At 69.3% G+C, this 23,634-nt stretch carries 26 protein-coding genes; 9 read left to right on the top strand and 17 right to left on the bottom strand.

The window, feature by feature from the left end; translation table 11 throughout:
- The 3 genes from QWY80_RS02770 to QWY80_RS02780 all read right to left on the bottom strand — a co-directional run.
- Positions 1–220: GIY-YIG nuclease family protein (locus tag QWY80_RS02770; RefSeq protein ID WP_290229150.1), on the bottom strand; the 220-nt coding region annotated here is incomplete at its 3' end.
- The gene (rpe, locus tag QWY80_RS02775) at positions 210–911 is read right to left on the bottom strand and encodes a ribulose-phosphate 3-epimerase (protein ID WP_290229152.1); all 702 of its coding nucleotides are present in this window, start codon (positions 909–911) and stop codon (positions 210–212) included. The genes QWY80_RS02770 and rpe, both read right to left, overlap by 11 nt.
- Before the next feature lie 59 nt (positions 912–970).
- Positions 971–1,396 (bottom strand): GNAT family N-acetyltransferase, encoded by a 426-nt coding sequence (locus QWY80_RS02780; protein WP_290229154.1) that lies wholly within the window; start codon positions 1,394–1,396, stop codon positions 971–973.
- Between the two features lie 129 nt (positions 1,397–1,525).
- Between QWY80_RS02780 and QWY80_RS02785 the strand changes: the two genes are divergently transcribed.
- Positions 1,526–2,116, top strand: coding sequence for a YajG family lipoprotein (locus QWY80_RS02785; RefSeq protein ID WP_290229156.1), 591 nt, complete (start codon positions 1,526–1,528; stop codon positions 2,114–2,116).
- A gap of 6 nt (positions 2,117–2,122) precedes the next feature.
- Here the strand turns inward: QWY80_RS02785 and QWY80_RS02790 are convergent, their stop codons facing one another.
- From QWY80_RS02790 to QWY80_RS02800, 3 genes are all read right to left on the bottom strand, one after another.
- Positions 2,123–2,767, bottom strand: coding sequence for a class I SAM-dependent methyltransferase (locus QWY80_RS02790; RefSeq protein ID WP_290229157.1), 645 nt, complete (start codon positions 2,765–2,767; stop codon positions 2,123–2,125).
- A gap of 9 nt (positions 2,768–2,776) precedes the next feature.
- Positions 2,777–3,409 (bottom strand): TIGR04211 family SH3 domain-containing protein, encoded by a 633-nt coding sequence (locus QWY80_RS02795; RefSeq protein ID WP_290229158.1) that lies wholly within the window; start codon positions 3,407–3,409, stop codon positions 2,777–2,779.
- A gap of 209 nt (positions 3,410–3,618) precedes the next feature.
- A complete protein-coding gene (locus QWY80_RS02800) occupies positions 3,619–3,948 on the bottom strand; it encodes a DUF1820 family protein (protein ID WP_290229159.1) in 330 nt (109 codons plus the stop codon).
- Positions 3,949–4,189: 241 nt separating this feature from the next.
- On the opposite strand from QWY80_RS02800, the gene miaB reads away from it, so the two are divergent.
- The 5 genes from miaB to lnt all read left to right on the top strand — a co-directional run bounded on the left by miaB (position 4,190) and on the right by lnt (position 9,568).
- Complete coding sequence (gene miaB, locus QWY80_RS02805) at positions 4,190–5,533, top strand: tRNA (N6-isopentenyl adenosine(37)-C2)-methylthiotransferase MiaB (protein WP_290229160.1); 1,344 nt, start codon at positions 4,190–4,192, stop codon at positions 5,531–5,533.
- 76 nt (positions 5,534–5,609) lie between these two features.
- Positions 5,610–6,713, top strand: coding sequence for a PhoH family protein (locus QWY80_RS02810; protein WP_290229161.1), 1,104 nt, complete (start codon positions 5,610–5,612; stop codon positions 6,711–6,713).
- Entirely contained in the window at positions 6,710–7,204 is a 495-nt protein-coding gene (gene ybeY / locus QWY80_RS02815) for an rRNA maturation RNase YbeY (protein WP_290229162.1), read from the top strand. The genes QWY80_RS02810 and ybeY overlap by 4 nt, the downstream gene beginning before the upstream one ends.
- Positions 7,201–8,076 carry a CorC family transporter gene (locus QWY80_RS02820; protein WP_290229163.1) on the top strand — a complete coding sequence of 292 codons (876 nt, stop codon included), beginning with the start codon at positions 7,201–7,203 and terminating at the stop codon, positions 8,074–8,076. Before ybeY ends, QWY80_RS02820 begins: the two co-directional genes overlap by 4 nt.
- Before the next feature lie 25 nt (positions 8,077–8,101).
- On the top strand, positions 8,102–9,568 hold the full coding sequence (gene lnt / locus QWY80_RS02825) for an apolipoprotein N-acyltransferase (RefSeq protein WP_290229164.1): 1,467 nt from the start codon (positions 8,102–8,104) through the stop codon (positions 9,566–9,568).
- Between the two features lie 212 nt (positions 9,569–9,780).
- Here lnt and phaC read toward each other — a convergent pair whose 3' ends face one another.
- The 5 genes from phaC to prmB form a co-directional block, all read right to left on the bottom strand.
- Entirely contained in the window at positions 9,781–11,622 is a 1,842-nt protein-coding gene (gene phaC, locus QWY80_RS02830; RefSeq protein ID WP_290229165.1) for a class I poly(R)-hydroxyalkanoic acid synthase, read from the bottom strand.
- Between the two features lie 128 nt (positions 11,623–11,750).
- Positions 11,751–12,185, bottom strand: a complete 435-nt coding sequence (locus QWY80_RS02835) for a phasin family protein (protein ID WP_290229166.1) — start codon at positions 12,183–12,185, stop codon at positions 11,751–11,753.
- Positions 12,186–12,298: 113 nt separating this feature from the next.
- Positions 12,299–12,697, bottom strand: a complete 399-nt coding sequence (locus QWY80_RS02840; RefSeq protein ID WP_290229167.1) for a DUF6489 family protein — start codon at positions 12,695–12,697, stop codon at positions 12,299–12,301.
- A 60-nt stretch (positions 12,698–12,757) separates the two neighbouring features.
- Entirely contained in the window at positions 12,758–13,843 is a 1,086-nt protein-coding gene (gene aroC, locus QWY80_RS02845) for a chorismate synthase (protein WP_290229168.1), read from the bottom strand.
- Between the two features lie 28 nt (positions 13,844–13,871).
- Positions 13,872–14,828: a 50S ribosomal protein L3 N(5)-glutamine methyltransferase gene (prmB, locus tag QWY80_RS02850; protein WP_290229169.1), complete on the bottom strand. Its 957-nt coding sequence runs from the start codon at positions 14,826–14,828 to the stop codon at positions 13,872–13,874.
- Between the two features lie 161 nt (positions 14,829–14,989).
- On the opposite strand from prmB, the gene QWY80_RS02855 reads away from it, so the two are divergent.
- Entirely contained in the window at positions 14,990–15,562 is a 573-nt protein-coding gene (locus QWY80_RS02855; RefSeq protein ID WP_290229170.1) for a Smr/MutS family protein, read from the top strand.
- A gap of 7 nt (positions 15,563–15,569) precedes the next feature.
- Here the strand turns inward: QWY80_RS02855 and QWY80_RS02860 are convergent, their stop codons facing one another.
- The 3 genes from QWY80_RS02860 to QWY80_RS02870 are packed head-to-tail and all read right to left on the bottom strand — an operon-like array spanning position 15,570 to position 18,351.
- The gene (locus QWY80_RS02860; RefSeq protein WP_290229171.1) at positions 15,570–16,658 is read right to left on the bottom strand and encodes a patatin-like phospholipase family protein; all 1,089 of its coding nucleotides are present in this window, start codon (positions 16,656–16,658) and stop codon (positions 15,570–15,572) included.
- Entirely contained in the window at positions 16,655–17,542 is an 888-nt protein-coding gene (locus QWY80_RS02865) for an alpha/beta fold hydrolase (protein WP_290229172.1), read from the bottom strand. Before QWY80_RS02865 ends, QWY80_RS02860 begins: the two co-directional genes overlap by 4 nt.
- A complete protein-coding gene (locus tag QWY80_RS02870) occupies positions 17,539–18,351 on the bottom strand; it encodes an alpha/beta fold hydrolase (RefSeq protein WP_290229173.1) in 813 nt (270 codons plus the stop codon). Before QWY80_RS02870 ends, QWY80_RS02865 begins: the two co-directional genes overlap by 4 nt.
- A 210-nt stretch (positions 18,352–18,561) precedes the next feature.
- On the opposite strand from QWY80_RS02870, the gene QWY80_RS02875 reads away from it, so the two are divergent.
- A complete protein-coding gene (locus QWY80_RS02875) occupies positions 18,562–19,509 on the top strand; it encodes an AEC family transporter (protein WP_290229196.1) in 948 nt (315 codons plus the stop codon).
- 30 nt (positions 19,510–19,539) lie between these two features.
- Here the strand turns inward: QWY80_RS02875 and QWY80_RS02880 are convergent, their stop codons facing one another.
- On the bottom strand, positions 19,540–20,772 hold the full coding sequence (locus QWY80_RS02880) for an alpha-hydroxy acid oxidase (RefSeq protein ID WP_290229174.1): 1,233 nt from the start codon (positions 20,770–20,772) through the stop codon (positions 19,540–19,542).
- A 100-nt stretch (positions 20,773–20,872) separates the two neighbouring features.
- Between QWY80_RS02880 and QWY80_RS02885 the strand changes: the two genes are divergently transcribed.
- The gene (locus tag QWY80_RS02885; protein ID WP_290229175.1) at positions 20,873–21,784 is read left to right on the top strand and encodes a LysR substrate-binding domain-containing protein; all 912 of its coding nucleotides are present in this window, start codon (positions 20,873–20,875) and stop codon (positions 21,782–21,784) included.
- Between the two features lie 28 nt (positions 21,785–21,812).
- Here the strand turns inward: QWY80_RS02885 and QWY80_RS02890 are convergent, their stop codons facing one another.
- Together QWY80_RS02890 and QWY80_RS02895 are read right to left on the bottom strand one after the other, a co-directional pair.
- The gene (locus QWY80_RS02890) at positions 21,813–22,934 is read right to left on the bottom strand and encodes an L-talarate/galactarate dehydratase (RefSeq protein WP_290229176.1); all 1,122 of its coding nucleotides are present in this window, start codon (positions 22,932–22,934) and stop codon (positions 21,813–21,815) included.
- 55 nt (positions 22,935–22,989) lie between these two features.
- On the bottom strand, positions 22,990–23,634 hold a 645-nt coding region (locus tag QWY80_RS02895; RefSeq protein WP_290229177.1), incomplete at its 5' end, for an enolase C-terminal domain-like protein.

The raw sequence follows: 23,634 nt of genomic DNA on the forward strand, positions 1-23,634 counted from the left end.
GCTTGATCTCGGCCTCGAGCCGCAGCGCCTCGCCACGACTGCCCACCGCCTGCTGATACACCAGGCGCAGCGGTCCACGACCGCGTAGCGCCTTGGCGCCCCGGCCGGCGGCATGCTCGGCCAGGCGCCGTGTCACGTCGGTGGTGATCCCCGTGTAGAGAGCACCGCCAGCGGTCTCGATCAGGTAGAGGTACCAGCGGCGCTCGCGCTCAGCGCACACCGGCCAGCTGCTCGCGGAACTCGCCGATCACGCCGTCGTAGCGGTGCGGGTCCGCCGCGTTGCGCCCCTTGAACACCGCCGAGCCGGCCACGAAGGTGTCGGCACCGGCCCGGGCGATCTCGGCGATGTTCTCCACCTTGACCCCGCCGTCGATCTCCAGGCGGATGTCGTAGCCGGAGGCGTCGATACGCCGGCGCGCCTCGCGCAGCTTGTCCAGGGTACCGGGCAGGAACTTCTGACCGCCGAAACCGGGGTTGACGCTCATCAGCAGCACCATGTCGACCTTGTCCATGACGTGGTCGAGGTAGGCGAGCGGCGTGGCCGGGTTGAACACCAGGCCCGACCGGCAGCCGCCGTCGCGGATCAGCTGCAGGGAGCGGTCGATGTGGTCGGAGGCCTCGGGGTGGAAGGTGATGTAGCTGGCCCCTGCCTCGATGAAGTCGCCGATCAGCCGATCCACCGGACGCACCATCAGGTGCACGTCGATGGGTGCTGTCACCCCGTGCTTGCGCAGCGCCTCGCAGACCAGGGGCCCGATGGTCAGGTTGGGCACGTAGTGGTTGTCCATCACGTCGAAATGGACGATGTCGGCGCCCGACGCCAGGACGTCATCCACCTCCTCGCCCAGGCGCGCGAAGTCGGCGGAGAGGATCGAGGGGGCGATGAGGAAGTCGCGGGCGGTGTCGGTCATGGCAGGCTCCAGCAGTCGCGGCAAAGGGCGCATTCTAGCAGAGCCCGGCGCACCGGGTGCTAGCGAGCCCAGGCCATCAGCGTCTCGGTTTCGCCGGTGCGCGGTTCGGGGCGCTCCTCTACGGCCTGGAAGCCCAGGCGATGGTAGAAGGAGACCGCCCGGACGTTGCGCGAGTAGACGCACAGGGTCAGCCGCTCGCGACGGCTCATGGCGTGGGCCATCAATTGCGAGCCGTGGCCGTAGCTCTGGACCTCGGGGTCGATGAACAGCGCCTCGAGGTGGTCCCCCTCGAGGGCGGCGAAGCCGATCAGCCGCCCCTCGACCTCCAGCACCTGCACCTCGGCACGGGGCAGGTGCTGCTCGGCCATGGCCGCGGCCTGGGCCTCCCTGAACTCGGCGGGGATGAAGTCGTGGGCGCGGCGCGAGGCGCGCAGCCAGATGTCGACGAGGCTCGGGATGTCCTCCGGGGTGGCGGTGCGGATCATGACGCGACTCCTGCGGAGTGTCCCGTCAGTGTAACCGCTCCCGACGGCCGAGTGGTCGAGGCATACCGAAGCCCCGCGGGGGCCGCTATACTGGCGCCTCTACTATTGTCATCGGAACGGGAATCCGCCATGCAGCGCCGACGCTTCCTTCGCCTCTCCGCCGCCCTCCTCGCCGCCGGCTGGCTGGCCGGCTGCGCCGCCCCGCAGACCCTGCAGCTCGACCCCAGGCGCAGCGCCGAGGTCCCGGCCACCGGCAACGGCCAGGCAGTGACGGTCACCGCCGTGGACGGTCGCGACGGCGAGGTGATCGGCACCCGAACCGGCAGCGCCATGTCCACCGCCACCATCACCGTGCATGCCCACGAGCTGGTGCCGAAGCTGCAGCGCGAGGCCGAGCGGGCGGTACGCGAGATGGGCTTCGAGCCCACCACCGAGCGGGCGGAGGGCCGCCCCAGCCTCACCCTGACCCTCGACCACCTGGGCTACGGGCGCGGCGAGAGCCGCCCGGTGATCGACGAGGCACGCATCGAGGCGGTGTTCGTCGCCGAGGCGGTCAACGGCGGCAACACCTACACCGGGACCTACACCTCGCGCCGCACCCAGAGCTACGCCCTGCGCCCCGACCAGGACGCCAACACCCGCATGGTCAACGAGCTGCTCTCCGACGGCCTGGATCGCGCCTTCCGGGATCCGGAACTGGGGCGCCTGCTGGCGCGCTGAAGCGGGTTAGCCGTCGTCCGGCGGGCCGCGGCGCACCAGGGCCCAGACGCTCTCGCGAAAGCCGCTACCCGGCTCCGGGTCGCCCTCCTCCAGCAGGGTGACCCGGAAGTTGGGCTCGAACAATTCACGCAACTCCGCGGTGGTCACCTCGAAGGGCGGGCCGCCCGCATCGCCCGGCGCCCGGGTCAGGCCGATCAACAGCCCCCGCACACCGGGGGGAATCAGCTGGGCCAGGTGGAAGGCGTAGCGTTGGCGGGTGGCCGGCGGCAGGGCAATCAGTGCGGCGCGATCGTAGAAGGCCCCAATCTCCGCCGCCTGGTCGATATGGAAGTGGAAGAAGTCGCCACACCAGAGCTCGACGTTACCCTGGCGACAGACGTCGAATCCGGCCTGGTGGTAGCGCGACACCGGCCCCGGTCCCTCGGCGACGAACTGCTCGATGGCCTCCGGGGCCAGCTCGATGCCCAGCACCGGGTGATCATGCTGGCCGAGCCAGCGCATGTCGAGGCTCTTGCCGCACAGCGGCAACAGCACCTTGGTGCCGGGCCGCACGCCCAGCAACGGCCAGTGACGCAGCAGGGCGGGATGCGGCTGGTCGCGATGGAAACCGATGCGCCCCTCGCGCCAGCGGGTCAGCCACTCGTTCGCCATCGGCTCGCCTCAGAACCAGCGGTCGCGCTTGCGCTTGCGGCGCGGCAGGTGGGGTACGATCAGGCCCACCAGCAGGCCGGCCCCCGCCACCCCACCGCCATACATGAAGTAGCGCAGCAGCAGGTCCTCCTCCTGGGTATCCAGGCGCGCCTGCAGCTCGCGGATGGTCTGGCGCGACTGCTCCGTCTCACTGTCGAGTTCCTGGTTGCGGGCTTCCAGCTCGGCGATGCGCGCCTCGCGAACCTCCAGGGTCTCGCGCAGCGAGGCCGTACGGCTCTCCCACTCCTCGTCGATGCCCTCGAGTTCGGCGCTGAGCTCGGCCACCCGCTGCTCGAGTTCGGGCAGGCGCACCTGGGCGCTGGGCACCTCCTGCAGTTCGCTGCTCAGCACCCAGACGGCATCGCCCCCCGGGCCTTGCACCCGGCTGTAGTCGCCGCTGGTCTCGAGCAGCTCCACCGGCTCGCCGGCGGTGAGGGTACCGACGATGCGGTAGCCGTCGGTAGGGCCGCTGCGTACGTAGGTTGTCAGGGAGTCGGAGACCCAGCGGGTGGTGTCGTCGGCCTCCTCCTGGGCATGGAGCGGCAGGGCCAGCAGCCCCAGGGCCAAACCCGCTCCGAGTCGCTTGATGTCGTGTTTCGTCATGCCATCGTCCTGGCTCAAGGCTGGTGGTAGTCCACTCTGACGCGTTCCGTGACCCCGCCGGCGTCCTGCCGGCGGCGCTACGATGAGACGGCGGTGCGTTGTCCACAGCTTCTGTGGACAACCGTCGGGAAAACTGCTGGAAAGGTGCCCGCCGACGGCGCCTCCCCTGCCCCGCGGTAATCCTGGTCAGATCCTGACCAGGGCGGCGCTCAGCGTTCCTTCCCGGGGGGCGGCGTGAAGGGGCGCGGGAACTCGGCGACCCGGCCGTCGCTCTTCACCGCCCGCGGCGGCCCCTCCCGCTCCACCTCGTCGATGCGCAGGATGGCGTTCAGCGGCAGGTAGCTGCGGCTGACGCCCTCGAAGGTGCGGCGCAGGCGATCCGCCGACGGGTCGACCACCAGCTTCGAGGCGTCCTCGAAGACCAGCTCCTCGATCTCGATGAAGCCCCACAGGTCGCTCTGGTAGATCTCGCGGGCATAGAGCTCCCAGACCTCCCCCTGCTGATGCACCACCACTCGATAGATCGGCTTCGCCGCCATGTCGCTGCCCGCTCCTCGACCTGCATGCCCGACTGAAGGCGCAAGGGTAGCATACTCCCGTGCGACGAGCGCCCAGGCTGGCCCCACCCCGGGGCGGCGCGTATAATGATGGCTTTTCACAGGCCCATGGCGGCCACAGCCACGCACCGCCCCGCCGTCGAGCCGACTCGCCGCGGGCGTCGCGCATTCCTGAATCCACCGGTGACAGACGTCGGGCGCCTGACGCCACGACCCTATTCTTATGGCGAAGAAACTCTTCATCAAGACGCACGGCTGCCAGATGAACGAGTACGATTCCGCCCGCATGGCGGATCTGCTCGGCGAATCCCACCGGCTCGAGCTCACCGACGACGAGCGCGAGGCCGACGTCATCCTGCTCAACACCTGCTCGATCCGCGAGAAGGCCCAGGAAAAGGTCTTCCACCAGCTGGGCCGCTGGAAGAAGCTCAAGGAAGCCAACCCCGACCTGGTGATCGGGGTCGGTGGCTGCGTGGCCAGCCAGGAGGGCGAGGCGCTGCGCAAGCGCGCTCCCTACGTGGACATGGTGTTCGGCCCCCAGACCCTGCACCGGGTGCCGTCGATGCTCGACGCCCGCCGCGACGACCAGATCTCGGTGGTCGACGTCACCTTTCCCGAGATCGAGAAGTTCGACCACCTGCCCAAGCCGAGTTCCGACGGCGCCACCGCCTTCGTCTCGGTGATGGAGGGCTGCTCCAAGTACTGCACCTTCTGCGTGGTGCCCTACACCCGCGGCGAGGAGGTCTCGCGGCCCTTCGAGGCGGTGATGGACGAGGTGATCCACCTGGCCGACCAGGGCGTGCGCGAGATCAACCTGCTGGGCCAGAACGTCAACGCCTACCGCGGGCTCAACCAGCTGGGCGACGAGATCGACCTGGCCGAACTGATCGCCTGCGTGGCGGCGGTGGAGGGCATCGACCGCATCCGCTTCACCACCTCCCACCCGGTGGAGTTCTCCGACAGCCTGATCGAGGCCTACGGCGAGATCCCCGAGCTGGTCAGCCACCTGCACCTGCCGGTACAGGCCGGCTCCGACCGCATCCTCGCGGCCATGAAGCGCGGCCACAGCGTTGAGGAGTACGTCGAGAAGATGGAGCGCATCCGTGAGCTGCGCCCCGACATCAGCTTCTCCTCCGACTTCATCGTCGGCTTCCCCGGCGAGACCGAGGAGGACTTCGCGGCCACCATGGACCTGATCGGCCGCATCGGCTTCGACCACTCCTTCAGCTTCGTCTATTCGGCACGCCCCGGCACCCCGGCGGCGAGCCTCGAGGACGAGACCCCGGAGGCGGTCAAGAAGCGGCGCCTGGCGATCCTCCAGGAGCGCATCAACCAGCAGACGATGCAGATCAGCCGGCGCATGGTGGGCACCACCCAGCGCATCCTGGTCACCGGTTTCGCCCCGCGCGATCCGGGCCAGCTCTCCGGGCGCACCGAGAACAACCGCGTGGTCAACTTCCGTGCCGCCAATCCCACCGAGCTGATCGGCTACTTCGTCGACGTGGAGATCAGCGAGGCACTGCCCAACTCGCTGCGCGGCGAACTCGCCTCGCCGGAGTGCTACTGACCCCCTTCCGCGTTGCCCCGGCCACCGCCGGGGCAGTAAGCTGACCCTACATCCACTACCCATGGACCGCCCCGACTTGACCCAGCCAGCCTCCCAGGCCAACCGCATCATCACCCTGAATCTCGAGCCCAATGACCCGCGCCGCCTGGCCAGCCTGTGCGGCCAGCGCGACGAGCACCTCAAGCTGGTGGAGTCACGCCTGGGCATCACCCTGCGCAACCGCGGCAACACCTTCCAGCTGGCCGGTCCCACCCATCGGGTCAAGGCGGCCGCCAATGTGCTGGAGCATCTCTACCGCGAGGCCGAGGCCAGCGACCTGTCGCCCGACACCGTGCACCTCTTCCTGCAGGAATCCGGGCTGGAGGCCCTCGAGGAGGAGGAAGGCGGCAGCGACGACGACGAGGTGCTGCTGCGCACGCCCCGCGCGCTGATCAAGCCCCGGGGGCTCAATCAGCAGGGCTACGTCCAGAGCATCCGCGCCCACGACATCAACTTCGGCATCGGTCCGGCGGGCACCGGCAAGACCTACCTGGCGGTCGCCGCGGCGGTGGAGGCGCTCAACCAGCAGGAGGTGCGGCGCATCCTGCTGGTGCGTCCGGCGGTGGAGGCCGGCGAGAAGCTCGGCTTCCTGCCCGGCGACCTGGCCCAGAAGATCGACCCCTACCTGCGCCCCCTCTACGATGCCCTCTACGAGATGATCGGCTTCGAGCAGGTGGCCAAGCTGATCGAGCGCCAGGTGATCGAGATCGCCCCGCTGGCCTACATGCGCGGACGCACCCTGAACAACGCCTTCATCATCCTCGACGAGAGCCAGAACACCACCCGCGAGCAGATGAAGATGTTCCTGACCCGCATCGGTTTCGGCTCCACGGCGGTGATCACCGGCGACATCACCCAGGTCGACCTGCCCCGCGGCCAGACCTCCGGGCTGATCCAGGTGCTGGAGGTGCTCAAGGACACCCCCGGCATCGGCGTCACGCATTTCGCCGCCAAGGACGTGGTGCGCCACCCCCTGGTGCAGCGCATCATCGAGGCCTACGACCACTTCGAGGCCGAGCAGGAGGCCGCCGAGCGCGCCCGCAAGGAGGCCCGCGATCAGGAGCGCGAGGCACTGCGCCAGGAGCGCCTCGACCGTGCCCAGCAGGGCAACAACGGCAACGGGGAGTCCGGCGGCTCATGAGCGGCCCCGTCGTCGACCGTCAGGCGGCCCTGGAGGCCGAGGGGCTGCCCACCCGGAACGAGCTCGCGGCCTGGGCGGGCGCCGTCCTGGCCCGCCACGACGTCGCCCCCGACGCCGAGCTCACCGTGCGCCTGGTGGACACGCCCGAGAGCCGGGCGCTGAACCGCGACTATCGGGGCAAGGACAGGCCCACCAACGTGCTCTCCTTCCCCTTCGAGTGCCCGCCCGGCGTCACGCTGGCGCTGCTCGGTGACCTGGTGGTCTGCCACCCGGTAGTGGCCCAGGAGGCCGCCGAACAGGACAAGTCACTGCACGATCACTACGCTCATATGGTGGTGCACGGCACCCTGCACCTGCTCGGATACGACCATATCGAGGATGACGAGGCCGAGACCATGGAGGCCCTGGAGCGCGAGATCCTGGCCGGCCTCGGCATCGCCGATCCCTACCGGACGGCGCCTGACAGCGAGGACGAGAGACGCGACGCATGAGCGAAGACCGATCGAGTAGCCAGGGCAACAGGTCCTGGCTCGACAAGCTGTTCAATGCCCTCTCCAGCGACAGTGACGAGCCCAGTTCGCGGGACGAGCTGCTGGAGTTCCTGCGCCAGGCGTCCAGCCGCCTGAGGCTCGAGCAGGACGCCATGATGATCATCGAGGGCGCCCTGCAGATCAGCGACCAGCAGGTTCGCGAGGTGCTGATCCCGCGCTCCCAGGTCACCGCCATCGCCCTGGACCAGCCGCTCGAGGAGTACCTGCCGGTGATCCTCGAGACCGGTCACTCGCGTTACCCGGTGATCGGCGAGAACCTCGACGAGGTGAAGGGTATCCTGCTGGCCAAGGACCTGCTGCCCCTGCTGCGCAGCGGCCAGGAGAACGGCAAGCCGTTTCGCCTGGAGGAGGTGGTGCGTCCGGCACTCTTCATCCCGGAATCCAAGCGCCTCAACAGCCTGCTCAAGGAGTTCCAGGACACCCACAACCACATGGCGATCGTGGTCGACGAGTACGGCGGCACCGCCGGCATCGTCACCATCGAGGACATCCTCGAGGAGATCGTCGGCGAGATCGAGGACGAGCACGACGCCGACGAGGAGGAGGACATCCGCGACCTGGGCGAGGGCCGCTACGCCATTCGCGCCCTGACCCCCATCGAGGACTTCAACGAGCGCTTCGACACCCGCTTCTCCGACGAGGAGTTCGACACCCTCGGCGGCCTGGTGATGCAGCGCTTCGGCCACCTGCCGGCCCGCGGCGAGCATACCGAAATCGGCGGCTGGCGCTTCATCGTGCTCAACGCCGACAACCGCCGCATCCGCCTGCTGGAGGCCGAGCCCTGCGAGGACTCGGAGGATTACGACGCCTGACCCGCCCCGCCCAAGGATGGCCACGATGACCCTGCAACGCTTCTCCCCGGCCCTCGGTTGCCTGCTGGCGCTGGCCGCCGGGGTGCTCACCACCCTCACCGCCTCCCCCTTCGAGCTGTGGTGGCTCGGCCCGGTGGCGGTCGGCCTGGTCTACCTGGGCCTGCACGGCCTGACGCCCGGCCAGGCCGCCCTGCGCGGCTGGTGCTACGGGGTCGGGCTGTTCGGCTCCGGCGCCTCCTGGGTCTACGTCTCGATCCACGACTACGGCTACACCGGGGTCCCCCTGGCACTCTTCCTCACCGGCCTGTTCGTGGCCGGCCTGGCGCTGTTCCTCGCCGCCACCCTGTGGCTCTATCGCCTCGTCACCGGACCGCGCCTGGCCTTCCTCAGCTTCGCCGGGGCCTGGGTGCTGGGAGAGTGGCTGCGCACCTGGCTGTTCACCGGCTTTCCCTGGCTGCTGCTGGGCTCTGCCCACGTGGATTCGCCGCTGGCCCCCTGGGCGCCCATCGGCGGCGTCTACCTGCTGTCGCTGATCACCGCCCTGACCGGCACCCTGGGCGTGGAGTGCCTGCGTCGGCGCTGGTGGGCCGCCGCCCCCATCGCCGTCTTGTGGCTGGCGCCGCTGGCGCTTCCCGCCCAGTGGACCACCCCGGCCGGCGACCCGCTGCGGGTCGCCCTGCTGCAGGGCAACCTGCCGCAACTGATCAAGTGGACCCCCGAGGGCCAACGCGAGGCCGCCCGCACCTACCGGACGCTGACCCTGGCGCAGCCCGACGACGTCGACCTGATCGTCTGGCCCGAGGCGGCCCTGCCGATGCTCGAGGAGGAGGCCCGGCCGATCCTCGAGCGGGTGCAGTCGAACCTCGCCCCCGACACCGCCCTGCTCACCGGCATCCTGCAGCGCGACGGCAGCGGCCTCTACTACAACAGCGTGATCGGCCTGGGCAACGCCGAGGGCGAGTACCGCAAGGCGCACCTGGTGCCCTTCGGCGAGTACCTGCCGCTGGAGAGCCTGCTTGCCGGCACCATCGCCTTCTTCGACCTGCCCATGCCGACCATGACCCCCGGGGCGGAGGGTCAGGGGCCAATCCACGCCGCCGGCACCACCATCGGCAACGCCATCTGCTACGAGATCATCTACGCCGACCGGGTCGCCGAGCAGGCGCGTGGCGCCGAGTTGCTGCTGACGGTCTCCAACGACACCTGGTTCGGGCGCTCTATCGGCCCGCTGCAGCACCTGCAGATGGCCCGGCTGCGCGCCCTGGAGAACGGCCGCTACCTGATCCGCGCCACCAGCAACGGCGTCACCGCCATCGTCGACCCCCAGGGCCGCGTCACCGCCCGCGCCCCGCAGTTCGAGACGGCGAGCCTCAGTGGCGAGGCAGTGCCCATGGCGGGCCTCACCCCCTACACCCGCACCGGCAGCTGGCCCGCCTGGCTGCTCGCCGCGCTGATGGTGCTGCCCGGGCTGCGCCGTCGCCCCACTGGGTAGGAGGCCAATTCATTGGGCGATGGAGGCCGCAGGCCTCCCTGCGGAGGGCATCCAGGCGATGGAGGCATCGCCGGGCGCCTGACGGCGCCGGTCGCGATGCGGAGCATCCCTCCTACAACGTGTCGTTCACGCGGATCTGCGAAGTACCAAACGAATCGCCCCCGTGGCAAAGGCCACGGGGGCGATTCTCTTCCAGCTCCAAGCTTAGGGCTTCAAGCTTCCGACGAAGTCGGGGTTTCGCCTAGCACTTCGGGAATGGTCGTCTTGACGTAGCGACCCGGGGCCGGCTCGAGGATATCGAGTTCGCCCTCGCCGGGCTGACGGGCAGGGACCAGCTTCTCCGGGTCGGCGTAGCCGTTCTCGGTGATCCAGGCCTGCCAGTGGGGCCACCAGGAGCCCTCGTGCTGCTCGGCGCCCTCGAGCCACTCCTCCGGGGTCGGCGGCAGCTCGTCGTTGGTCCAGTAGCCGTACTTGTTCTTGTGGGGGGGGTTGACGATGCCGGCGATATGGCCGGAGCCGCCCAGCACGAACTTGACCGGCCCCTTGGGCAGCAGGGCGCCATAGTAGCTGCTGTTCCACTTGGCGATGTGGTCATCGCGAGTGGAGATGAAGTAGCTCGGGGCGGAGACCTTGCGCAGGTCGATCTTGACGCCGTCCAACTCGATGCCGCCGGGCTCCACCAGGCGGTTCTCCAGGTAGAGGTGACGCAGGTACCAGGCGTGGGTGGCGGCCGTCAGGTTGGTGCCGTCGGTGTTCCAGTAGAGCAGGTCGAAGGGCGCCGGCATGTCGCCCTTGAGGTAGTTGCTGATGTAGAAGGACCAGAAAAGGTCGTTCTCGCGCAGCAAGTTGAAGCTGTAGGCCATGACCCGGCCGTCCAGGTAGCCGTCGCGCTCCATCTTGGCCTCGATGCCCTGCAGCACCGACTCGTTGAGGAAGACGCCGATCTCGCCCGGGTCGCGGAAGTCCTGCAGGGTGGTCATGTAGGTGACCGATTTCACCTTGCGGCCGCGCCGGGTGCTGGTCAGGTAGGCCACGGTGGAGGCGGCCAGGGTGCCGCCCACGCAGTAGCTCATCAGGTTCACCGACTTCTCGCCGGTGGCCTGCTCGATGGCGCCCATGGCGGCGATGGGGCCCAGCTGCATGTAGTCGGCCCAGGTCAGGTCGCGCTGCTCGGGCCCGGGATTGCGCCAGGAGATCAGGAACACCGTGTGGCCCTGCTCCACCAGCCACTTGACCAGGGAGTTGTCCTCGCGCAGGTCGAGGATGTAGTACTTGTTGATCCAGGGCGGGATGACCAGCAGCGGGGTCTTGTAGACCTGCTCGGTGGTGGGGGCGTACTGGATCAGTTGGATGAGCTCGTTCTCGTAGACCACCGACCCCGGCGTCACCGCGATGTTCTCGCCCACCTCGAAGGCGCTGCGGTCGGTCATGGTGACGTTGAGCCCCTCGGCGGAGTTGGCCAGGTCCTCGCGCAGCCGCGCCAGGCCGTCGACCAGGTTCTGGCCGCGGGTCTCGAACGTCCGGCGCATCACCTCGGGGTTGGTGGTGACGAAGTTGGTGGGGGCCATGGCGTTGAGCAGCTGGCGGGCATAGAAGGCCAGGCTGCGCTTCTGGTCAGGGTCGAGCCCCTCGAGGTCGTCGATCAGTTCCTCCACCATCCGCGAGAACAGCAGGTACTGCTGCATGATCGCCAGGTAGTAGGGGTCGTTGGTCCAGGCCTCGTCCTTGAAGCGGCGGTCCGTCCGCTCCGGGGTCACCAGCGGCTCCACCGACTCGCCGGCCATGGCGCGCAGGCCGTGTTGCCACAGCTCGAACTGGTCCTGCATCAGGCGGGCCTGGGCCTGCCACAGCAGCGGGGGATTGCGCATCAGCGACTCGGCGCCGGCACGGAAGCTCTCGCGCATGTCTTCGTAGATGGAATCGGCGGCGTCGCTGGGCACCATCCGCTCCAGCAGGTCGCCCATCAGGGCGCGATACTCCTCGCCGATCTGCTGAAGCTGGGCGTCCCACGCCTCCAGCTCGGCCTGTGTCGGTGCTTGAACCCCTGGCTGCATTGAACCCTCCTGAGGCGCCGGTCCGGAAATGCCGGCGTTGGATAGCACGACCCGCCACCCTCCCCGTGGAGGGTGGCGGCCTGGTCAGTGGCCCCGCCGGGGCCGGATGAAAAGCCGCGGCAAGGCGCTCAGCCCTTGCTGTTACCGCCCCGTGAAGACTGGGCCTTGGCCGGACCGGACTTCTCGGCGGGAGCAGCCTGCTGTTGGGCCTGCTGTTGGGCCTGCTCCACCGCCTGGGCCTGCTCGGCGAACAGCTTCTCCAGCTCGGCCTTGAACTCCAGGCTCATCTCGGAGAGCGCCTTGGCGTCCTCCAGCATCTGCTGGGAGAGCTGGTTCATCATCTCGGCCTGGCGGGTGCCAAAGTCGCGCATCCCCTCGGCGTCGCCGACATCGCTGGCGTCGCGCAGGCGCTCGGTGCCCATCTGGCTGTAGCGCTTCATCGACTCCATCTGGTACTGGGTCAGCTTCTCCATGTTGTCCAGCATCAGGGAGTTGAGCTTGCGCATCGGCTCGAAGAACTGGCGGGTCTGCTCGTTGAAGGTGTCGAACATCTTGTCCTGCATGAGGAATTCCTCTCGGTAGGTGGTGCATGGCGGACGCCGCGCCCGCCATGTTGCGCTGCATCAAATCCTAGTCTGACACGGCCGAAGTTGCAAGACGATGACGCCCCGGCGACTCAGCTCTCGCGCTTGCTCCGGGAACGAGCGCTGGCGGTGCCCTTCTTCGCCGTGTCGGAGCCCGAGGCAGCACTCTCCGTACCCGCCTTGCCCTGCCCTTCCGTCGGCTTGGCCTGGGCCGCCGACTGGCCGGCCTGGCGCAGCATGTCGAGCATCATCTGCTGGTAGTTGCCGAAGCTCGCCAGCCCCTGGGAGAGGCCCTGCGACAGGCCCTGGCCCATGCCGGACTGCTGCAGGAAGGGCTGCATCAGGCTCATCGGGTCGTAGCCCTCGACGCCCGATTCCATCTGCTTCTGGATCTGGTCCAGCAGTTCCTGCTGGAAGCCGGCCACGTCGGGCAGGCCCAGCGCCTGGCGGAACTCCTCGGGAGTCAGGTCGAACTCGACGTTGATCTTCATAGCATGGTCCTGTCCGTGGGTCTGACCCGCAGTGTAGCAGCGAATGCGCCGGCGCCGGGCTTAGCGCAGCACGGGGGTGTCCACGCTCACCTCGGCGTTCTGGGCGCGATGGCGCAGCAGGTGGTCCATCAGGGTCAGCGCCATCATCGCCTCGGCGATGGGCGTGGCGCGGATGCCCACGCAGGGGTCGTGGCGGCCCTTGGTGACCACCTCCACCGGGTTGCCGTGCACATCGATGGAGCGTCCGGGGAGGGTGATGCTGGAGGTGGGCTTGAGCGCCAGGTGGGCGATGATCGCCTGGCCGCTGGAGATACCGCCGAGCACCCCGCCGGCGTGGTTGGAGAGGAAGCCCTCGGGGGCCATCTCGTCGCGATGCTCGCTGCCGCGGCTTGCCACGCAAGAGAAGCCGTCGCCGATCTCCACGCCCTTGACCGCATTGATGCTCATCAGGCCGTGGGCCAGCTCGGCGTCCAGGCGGTCGAACACCGGCTCGCCGAGGCCCGGCGGCACGCCCTCGGCCACCACGGTGATCTTCGCGCCCACCGAGTCCTGGTCGCGGCGCAGCTGGTCCATGTAGGCCTCGAGTTCGGGCACCCGGGTCGGGTCGGGGCAGAAGAAGGGATTGGCGCCCACCGCCTCCCACTCGCGGAACTCGATGGAGATCGGTCCCAGCTGGCTCATGTAGCCGCGGACCCGGATGCCCCGGGAAGCGAGATACTTCTTGGCGATGGCGCCGGCCGCCACGCGCATGGCGGTCTCGCGGGCGCTGGAGCGACCGCCGCCGCGGTAGTCGCGGATGCCGTACTTGTGGTGGTAGCTGTAGTCGGCATGGGCGGGACGGAAGCGATCCTTGATCTTCGAGTAGTCCTTGGAGCGCTGGTCGGTGTTCTCGATCAACAGGCCGATGGGGGTGCCGGTGGTGACCCCCTCGAAGACCCCGGAGAGGATGCGCACCTGGTCAGGCTCGCGACGCTGGGTGGTGTGGCGCGAGGAGCCCGGCCGGCGGCGGTCGAGATCGGCCTGCAGGTCAGCCTCGGTGAGCGGCAACCCCGGCGGGCAGCCGTCGACGATGGCGCCCAGGGCCGGGCCGTGGCTCTCGCCGAAGGTGGTGAGGGTGAACAGCTTGCCGAAGGTGTTGCCGGACATGGGCGCTCCTCCCGGTGGGGTTCGAAGATCAGGCGAAGGACGCCGCATGGGCGTCGAGTTCGTCGGCGGTGAGGGCGAAGACGCCCTGGCCGCCGCGCTCGAAGTCGAGCCACAGGAAGGGCACCTCGGGGAAGGCGGCCTCCAGGTGGCGGTCGGAATTGCCCACCTCGACGATCAGCACGCCACCATCGGAGAGGTGCTCGCGGGCCTCGCGCAGGATGCGCCGCACGATGTCCAGGCCGTCGCGTCCCGCGCCCAGCGCCAGCGTCGGCTCGTGGCGAAACTCGGCGGGCATGGTAGCCAGGTCCCGGGCGTCCACATAGGGCGGGTTGGCAACGATCAGGTCGTAGCGGCGGCCGGCCAGGCCAGCGAAGAGATCCGCGGCCACGGCGCGGACCCGGTCGCCCACGTCGTGGCGGGTGATGTTCCGGCGGGCCACCGCCAGGGCATCCTGGCTAACGTCGGCGAGGTCCACCTCGCAGGTGGGCAGATGCAGTGCCGTGGCGATGCCGATGCAGCCGGAGCCGGTGCACAGGTCGAGCACCCGCGCCGGCGGCTCCTCGGGGAACCAGGTGGCGAAGCCCTGCTCGACCAGCTCGGCGATGGGCGAACGGGGGATCAGCACCCGCTCGTCGACGTCGAAGGGCAGCCCGGCGAAGAAGGCCTCGCCGAGCAGGTAGGGTAGCGGGCGACGGCTCTCGATGCGGGCGCGCACCAGGGCCACGATGCGCAGGCGCTCCATGGTCAGCAGGCGGGCGTCGAGCACCGCCGGGTCGACGCTCCAGGGCAGGTGCAGGGCCCCGAGGGTCAGGGCCACCGCCTCGTCCCAGGGCGAGTCGGTACCGTGGCCGTAGAAGAGTCCGGCCAGGTGGAACTCGCTGGACGCCCAGCGCAGGCAGTCGCGCAGGGTGAGCAGCTCGGTGGCGAGCTCATCATCGGAGAGCGTTAGGGTGGAGGTCGAGCGCGGGACGGGGTGTTCGGCCACGGGGCACCTGCGAGTCGAGGAATCGGCGGGGCAAAGTGTCAACCGGCGGTTGGCACGGCAACCATCGGTTGGAACCGCTGCCGATTGTAACCGCCACGGCGGTTCACAGCCACGCCACGCTGGGTATACTGTCCGCCCCCGACGCCACCCGACGCCCCGCCATGAGCCGAAACCGCCACCGCCCGGACGATGACGATATCAACGCCTTCCGCCAGGCCCTGCGCGAGGCCGGCGTGCGGCGGATCGAGCGCAACCGCGCCGATCCCGGTCGCCCGCGGCGGGCCGACCCCGCGGCCGCCGAGCGCCGCGCCGCGGCCCAGGCGGCGGGCGACGATGCCGGCAGCGGCCGCACCTCCGACGGCCGGGTGGAGGCGGTACGCCCCTCGGAGTACCTGGACTTCGCCCTGCCCGACCTGCCCTACCGCACGCGCAGCCGGCTCAAGCGCGGCCAGCTGGCCTGGGAGGCGGGCCTCGACCTGCACGGCCATACCCTGGAGGAGGCCCGCGAGGAACTGGAGAGCTTCCTGCGCGACGCCGGCACGGCACGCCAGCGCTGCGTACTGGTGGTCCACGGCAAGGCCTGGGGCACCACCAGCGATTACCCGGTGATCAAGAGTCACGTGAACGCCTGGCTGCGCGAGTGGCCCGGGGTGCTGGCCTTCTGCTCGGCCACCGAGGCCGACGGCGGCACCGGCGCCGTCTACGTGCTGCTGCGGCGTCGCGGCGAGCGCTGAGGGCGGCTCACTCGCCCTTGCCCGGCAGCGGCTCGTCGGGCATCCCCGGGTCGACGACGATGCCGCGACCGCCCCAGCCCGGATGGCTGTGGCCCTCGAAGCGGTCCAGGGCCTCCACCGCCAGCTGGCGCCCCAGCAGGATCAGCGACTCGGCCCGGTGGAACTCATAGGCACCGCACACCGTCTTGGGCACCTCGATCAGCACGTCCGGCGGATAGCCCGCCACCTTGTACTTGGCCAGCGCCGCCTGGGTGATATCGAAGGAGGCCAGCATCAGGTCCAGGCGCCCCCACTGGCGCCGGCGATTACCGGCCTCGTCCTCCTCGGCCTCCCTGCTCTCCTCGACCTCCTTGCCACCACTGACCCCCAGGCCGTCGATCCAGCGCCCGGCCGCGCTGCGCACTTCCTCGATCCAGCCGCCGAAATCGATGCCCGAGGCGTCGCGGGCCTGCTCGCGCTTGCGCTCCTGCTCCGCCTGGTCGGGGGGCAGCAGCTCCTCCAGGGTGACCGGGCGCGGGCTGTGGGCGGTGACGTTGACCGCCATCACCAGGTCGGCGTCGGCCGAGACGGTGGGGATGATCGGCAGGGGATTGAGCAGGCCGCCGTCCACCAGCACCTGGTCGCCGCGGTGTACCGGGGTGATCACCCCGGGCACGGCGATGGAGGCACGGATCGCCTCCAGCAGGGAGCCGCTCTGGAACCACACCTCGCGCTGGCGGTTGAGGTCGGTGGCCACGGTGGTGACCGGGATCGGCAGGTCCTCGATGCGCGTATCGCCGATCAGCCGCTCCAGCTTGCCCATCACCTTGCTGGCGCGCATGGCGCCCATGGGGCTCCAGGTGACGTCCACCAGCCTGAGCACGTCGAAGTAGTCGAGCCGGCAGACCCACTCGCGATAGCCCGCGAGCTGGCCCGCGGCGTAGACGCCCCCCACCAGCGCGCCCATGGAGCAGCCCGAGATCGCCACGATCTCGTAACCACGCGCCTCGAGCTCCTCGATCACGCCGATGTGAGCATAGCCACGTGCCCCGCCGCTGCCCAGTACCAGCGCCACCCGCTTGCCGGTCTCGCGGGAATTCCTGGCCTGCCTGCTCATGCCATCGACTCCTTCTCCAGCGCCCGGGTGTCACGCCACCAGGCGATGATGGTTTCGGCGACCGCCTCCACCGCCCGCGGCTCCAGGTGCAGGTGGTGACCGCCCGGCAGCACCCGCCGCACCAGGCCGGGCAACGCCTCGCGGGCGTGGCGAGCGCGCTCGGTGTCGCCGAGGATGCCCTGCGCCCCTTCCACCAGCAGGGTCGGGCAGCGGACGGCGCCCAGCAGCGCCCGGACCTGCGCCGGGTCGAGGCGCACCGGCGAGGGTCTGACCAGTCGGGGGTCGGTACGCAGCCCGACGCGACCACCGGGCAGCGCCGCCAGGTTGCGTACCACCAGCGGCTCGGCCGTCTCGGCATCGATGGGGGTCGCCCCGCCGGCCACCCGCGCCGCCACGGCGGTCTCGCTATCAGGATAGTGCGGCGCGCGCGAGGGCGGGCGGCGGTGGGCCAGCAGCCCACGGCGCAGCTGGGCCGGCACCTGGTCGGCGGGGGTGGTCACCGCGCCGAGCCCGTCGAGCAGCACCAGGCGCTCGAGGCGTTCGGGCAGGGCGGCGGCCGCCAGGCCGGCGACACCGGCCCCCATGGAGTGGGCCAGCAGGTTCAGGCGGTCCAGGCCCAGGGCGTCGGCGGCATCCAGCAGGTCGTGGCAGTAGTCCCACAGGGCATAGTCGCCCTCACGATGGGCGGAGTGGCCGTGGCCGGCGAAGTCGATGGCCACCACCCGCACGCCCAGCCGTTCGACCAGCCGCGGGGCCAGGCGCGCGAAGCTGGCGGCGTTGTCCAGCCAGCCGTGCAGCGCCAGCCAGGTGGCGGCGTCCTCGTCGCCCCAGGCCAGGGCCGCCAGGCGCCCGCCGGCCAGGCTGAGCTCGCGTGGCGCCGTCATGCCTCGGCCTCCAGCAGGTCATCCAGGGTCGCCTGCAGGACGTCGCGCGCCTCATCGGGATGCTCCATGGGGAACATGTGGGTGCCCGGCACCAGGCGTAGCGGCACGCCGTGACGCACGAGACGGCGCCGCCGGCGCCGGGTGAGCAGGTCGGAATCGCGCCCGGCCAGCACCGCCACCGGCACCGGCAGGCAACGCGGCAGGTCGCCCAGATGGTCGGGCAGATGGCGGAAGATCTCCACCTCGATCTGCGGGTCGTAGACCAGCACCGCCTGGCCGTCGTCCAGCAGCCGCGTACCGCCCTCCACGTAGTCGTCCAGGGCCTGCTCGGTGAAGCGCCGGAACAGCCCGCGTCGACGCAGGTAGTGGCGCATGGCCTCGCGATCGGGCCACAGGGTGCGCCGGCCCAGACTCTTGCCCGCCGGGGTGAGGCGATCCACGACGCCCAGGCGCTTGGCCGCCTTCATGGCCCAGGCATCCAGCCCCAGCATCAGCGGCGGGTCCAGCATCACCACGCAGCGGAAGCGCTCCGGGGCCGCCTGGGCGGCCATGGCCATCAGCACGCCGCCCATGGAATGGCCCACCCCGACCACCGGCGCTTCGTGCTCCTCCAGGTGGTGGAGTAACTCGTCGCGCAGCGCCAGCCAGTTGTGGCCTACCGGGAAGTCGGGATGGTGCCCGAGGCGGTCCAGGGGGTGGACGTCGTAACGCGACGCCAGCGGTGTCAGGAAGCTGCGATAGCACACGCCGGGGAAGCCGTTGGCGTGGGCGAAGAGCAGCGTGGGTCTCGGGGTTTCGGCGGGGCTCATGGGGAAATCCTGTATGGGGCGACAAGTGCCCGTCTGGCGGTAGCAGGCTAACGGGATTACCATGTCCCGCCAAGTCATCCCCGGCCATTCCCGACCCCATGGAGCCCCCGTGAGTACCTCCAGGCCCCCGCGCGACACCCGCACTCGCAACCGGATCTTCTTCGCCACCGTGCTGGCCGCCGTCGTGGTCGGCCTGTGGCTGGCACGTTGATGGGGATGCTCGAGATCTTCCTGTCGACCCTGGAGATCACCCTGCCGGTCTTCGCCATGGTGTTCATCGGCCTCGGCCTCAAGCGCCTGGGCTGGATCGACGCCGCCTTCATCACCACCGCCTCCAGCCTGGTCTTCAAGGTCACCATGCCGGTGCTGCTGTTCCTGAGCATCGTCAAGGCCGACCTGGCCTACGCCCTGCAGCCCGGCCTGATCGGTTACTTCCTGGCCGTCTCCGTGCTCGGCTTCTTCGCCGCCTGGGGCTGGGCGCGGCTCCGCTACCCCCGGGAGGAGGTCGGCGTCTTCGTCCAGGGCGCCTTCCGCGGCAACGCCGGCATCGTCGGCCTGGCGCTGGCCGCCAGCATGTACGGCGACCACGGCCTGTCGCTGGGCGGCATCATGGCGGGATCGGTCATCGTCGTCTACAACGTGTTCTCCTCGATCGTCCTCGCCCTCTATAGCCCGAGCGCCGACTCCGACCTGCGCTCCCTGCTGCTGGGACTGCTGCGCAATCCCCTGATCCTCAGCGTCATGGTCGCCCTGCCGGTGGCCTATCTCGCCCTGCCCCTGCCCGCCTGGCTGGTGACTTCGGGCGAGTACCTGGGCTCCCTCTCGCTGCCGTTGGCGCTGATCTGCATCGGCGGCACCCTCGGCGGCACCGCCATCCGGCACGACGGCCGCCAGGCCCTGGATGCCGGGCTGTGGAAGCTCGTCTGGCTGCCGCTGGCCGGCACGGCCGGCGCCTTCCTGCTCGGCTATCGCGACGCCGAGCTGGGCATCCTGTTCCTCTTCCTGGCCAGCCCCACCGCCGCCGTGGCCTTCGTCATGGCCAAGGCCTACGGCGCCAACGAGCGGATGACGGCCAGCATCATCATGCTGACCACCTTCGGTTCCATGCTGACCATCAGCCTCGGCGTCTTCGCCCTCAAGATCGTCGGCGCCATCTGAGGCGCCGCCGTTATCTGCCGCGCCCGGCGATCATCCGCGCCGCGCCAGATCCACCAGCATCGCGGGATCGAGCTCCGCCAGCCGGGTGATCCCCAGCATGCCCATGTCGGCGCGGATCTCCGACACCAGCAGGCGAATGGCGTGGTCCACGCCGGCCTCTCCGCCGATGGCGGCGGCATAGTTGAAGGGGCGCCCGATGAAGGCACAGCGCACCCCCAGAGCCAGCGCCTTGATCACGTCGGTGCCGCGCCGGAAACCGCTGTCGATCATCACCGCCATGTTGCCGGCGACCTCCATGGCCTGCGGCAGGGCCCGCATCGGCGAGACGGCGCCGTCGAGCTGGCGCCCACCGTGGTTGGAGAGGATGACGCCGTCGGCGCCCTGCTCACGCGCGATGGCGACATCCTCGGGATGCAACAGCCCCTTGATCACCAGGTGCCCCCGCCACTGGCGCCGGATGCGGCACAATTCCGACCAGTCGAGGTGTTCCCGCCCCGAGAAGTCGCGCGTGGCGTGCCGCGACAGGAGGGCGGCGCCACGCTCGGCGGCATTGTTCTCGAAGTGGGGCATGCCATGGCGCAGCAGCGTGCGCAGGAAGGTGCCCAGGCTCCAGGTCGGATGCGTCAGCCCGTCCCGGAGCAGCCGGAGGTCCGGGCGCAGCGGCGTCCTGAAGCCGTTGCGCAGGTTGTTCTCGCGGTTGGGGACGACCGCCGAATCCACCGTCACCACCAGGGTCTCCACCCCCGCCTGCGCCACCCGATCGACCAGGGCGGCGATGCGTGACGAGTCGGCGGGCAGGTAGGCCTGGAACCAGGTGCCGGGCGCCGCCTCGACCACCTCCTCGAGGCGGATCAGCGACGAGCCGCTGAGGATCATCGGGATGCCTGCCCGCTCGGCCGCCCGGGCCTGGGCCAGGTCACCGCGGTAGCCGGTCAGTGACGAGATGCCCATGGGAGCGATGCCGAAGGGGGCCGCATAGCGACGCCCCAGCAGCTCGAGCGACGACTCCCGCCCACTGACGTCACGCAGCACCCGGTGCCGGAAGCCGTACTCGTCGAACACGGCGCGGTTGTCGCGATACGACGCATTGCTCTCCGCCGCCCCGGCGACATAGCCGTAAAGCGGCCGCGGCAGGTGTCGCCGGGCCGCCGGCTCGAAGTCGTCGAGGCAGAAGATCCGCGCCAGTCGCCGCGCCGCCAGCCAGGAGGCCCTGGGTTGCGGGCGTTGCGCCGGCGGGTTCGATGAGTGTGCCGCGGTGGCCATCGCGTGCTTCCTCCTGATCATGGATGATGTAAAGGAAGTCTGACGACACCGAAGCACCGTCACAATCGATGATTATTCGGTCCTTGCATGAGGTTTGCGAATGAATATCCACCGGCTCGCGCCTTCCATGTCGATGCTGCTCGCCTTCGATGCGGCCGCCCGCCATCACAGCTTCACCCGCGCCGCCAGTGAGCTCAGCCTGACCCAGAGTGCCGTCAGCCGGCAGATCCAGGCCCTCGAGCGGCTCCTGGAGGTCGATCTGTTCGAACGCGAGGGACGCCACATCCGGCTGACCGAGGTCGGCGCCATGTATGCCCAGGATATCGCCCCGGCGCTGGCCCGGATCAGCGGTGCCAGCGCCCGGGTCGGCGCCTTCCGCAAGGGGGTCAGCTCCCTGAACCTGGCGATTCTGCCGACCTTCGGCGAACGCTGGCTGATGCCCGGCCTGGAGGCGTTCTATCGCCGTCATCCCGGCGTGATGCTGCACCTGCACACGCGCATCGGCGAGTACGACATCACCGAGTCGGGCATGGACGCCGCCATCAACGTCGGCGTCGAGCCCTGGCCGGGCCTGATCGCCCACCCCCTGGTGGACGAGGAGGTGGTGCTGGTCGCCAGCCCCGCTGCCCTGTCACACCGGCCGATCCGCGAGCCGGCCGACGTCGTCGGCCACCTGCTGCTGCAAATCGCCGTGCGCTCCGAGGCCTGGCACCAGTGGTTCACGGCACAGGGACTGCCGCTGGGCTACATGCGGCTCGGCCCGCAGTTCGAGTTCACGACGCACATGATCCAGGCGGTCACCGCGGGCATCGGCATTGCACTGGTCGCCCGCTGCCTGGTCGAGGAGGAGTTGCGGGATGGCCGCCTGACCATCCCGCTGGACGCCGGGCTCGACAGCCGGCGTCGGTACTACCTGCTCTATCCGCCGGAGAAGGCCGATTTCCCTCCCCTGGCCACTTTCCGCGACTGGCTGCTGGCCCGCGATGACTCCCCAGACGACGCGGCAGGATGAGTCCCACCTTACGGGAATCGGCCCGTCGCTAGCGGAACTCTTCGGAGGCCCGGGTCCAATGCCGAGCCTGCTCGCTCAAGGTCAGGCCCAGCCCGGGGCGGTCGGGCACGATCATGTGGCCCTCGCGAATCTCCAACCTCTCCTCGAAGAGGGGTTCCAGCCATTCGAAGTGCTCCACCCAGGTCTGGGTGGGGTAGGCAGCGCACAGGTGCAGGTGGATCTCCATGACGAAGTGGGGCGCGAGCTGCAGGCCGGCCTGATCGGCCAGGGTCGCGACTTTCAGGAAGGGGGTGACACCCCCGATGCGGGGGGCATCGGGCTGCACGAAGGAGACGGCACGGACATCGATCAACCGCTGGTGTTCGGCCGCGCTGGTCAGCATCTCGCCGGTAGCGATCGGCGTATCGAGGCTCGCGTTCAGCTCCGCATGGCCCTCGACGTCCTGGGCATCGAGCGGCTCCTCGATCCATGTCAATCCCAGCTCATCGACCGCACGCCCGAAACGCAGCGCCGTTGGTCGATCCCACTGCTGATTGGCATCGATCATGATCGGTACCTCAGCGCCCAGATGCTTGCGCAGGGCCGTGACGCGCTCGATGTCTTCCCGGACATCCGGCTGCCCCACCTTCATCTTCACGCCACCGATTCCATCGTCGAGCGAGCGATCGGCATTGGCGCAGACCTCATCGATCGAGGTGCCGTAATAGCCGCCGGAGGTGTTGTAGCAAGGCACCGCCTCCCGATGGCTTCCCAGCAGCTTGGCCAGAGAGAGTCCGGCCCTCCTCGCCTTCATGTCCCACAGGGCGGTATCGAAGGCGGCGATGGCCTGAACGGCCACGCCACTCCTTCCCACCGACGCCCCCTGCCAGGCAAGCCGCTCCCAGAGTCGTGGAATATCGTTCGGATCCTCGCCGATCAGGAAGGGCGCCAACTCCTGGGCATGAGCATATTGCGCCTTGCCGCCGCTGCGCAGCACATAGCCGAACCCCATGCCGCTGTGCCCATCCCGCGACTCGAGTTCCGCGAACAGAAGCGACATCTCCTTCATTGGCGTCTGCCTGCCGGTCATCACCTTGGCATCGCTGATCGGTCGCGACAGCGGGAGAATCACCCGGGAAAGCTCGATACGAGAAATCTTGTCCTTGGTCATGGCTCCTCCCAATGGCCCAGCGCCGGCTCCACATCGCAATGCCTCACAGGATGCGTCAGAAGCGAGGTACCTTCCCTGTCCAAGCAGGGTCGTACTTCTGCATCTCCTTCACATCGTTACGCGAACGAATGCCACACTCCTGAAAGTTGCGCGCTAGTTCCTTCAAGGCGTCGCGATCCAGCTCGACGCCCAGACCGGGCGCATCGGGGACGCGCACGCTGCCGTCCTCGAAGGCGATCTTGCCGCCGACGATGACCTCTTCCTCCTGCCAGGGATAATGGGTGTCGCAGGCATAGGAGAGGTTGCCGATCGCCGCGGCGGCATGGGTCATGGCCATCAGGCTGATGCCGAGGTGGGAGTTGGAGTGCATGGACAGTCCCAGCCCCCAGGTCTCGCATACACGGGACAGGTCCCGGGTCGCCTGCAGTCCGCCCCAATAGTGGTGATCGGAGAGGATCACATCCACGGACCGCTTGGTTATCGCCTCGGGGAAATCGAAGAAGCCGATCACGCACATGTTGGTGGCCAATGGCATGGTGGCCGACCGATGGACCTCGGCCATGCCGTCCTTGCCGGGGGCGGGGTCCTCGAGGTATTGCAGCAAGCCTTCCATCTGCGGCATCAGGCGCCTGGTGGTCTCGGGCGTCCAGCCACCGTTGGGGTCGATGCGCAGCGGGTGCTCGGGGAAGGCCTCGCGCAG

The organism is Halomonas ramblicola (assembly GCF_030409215.1).
GTDB lineage: Bacteria > Pseudomonadota > Gammaproteobacteria > Pseudomonadales > Halomonadaceae > Halomonas > Halomonas ramblicola.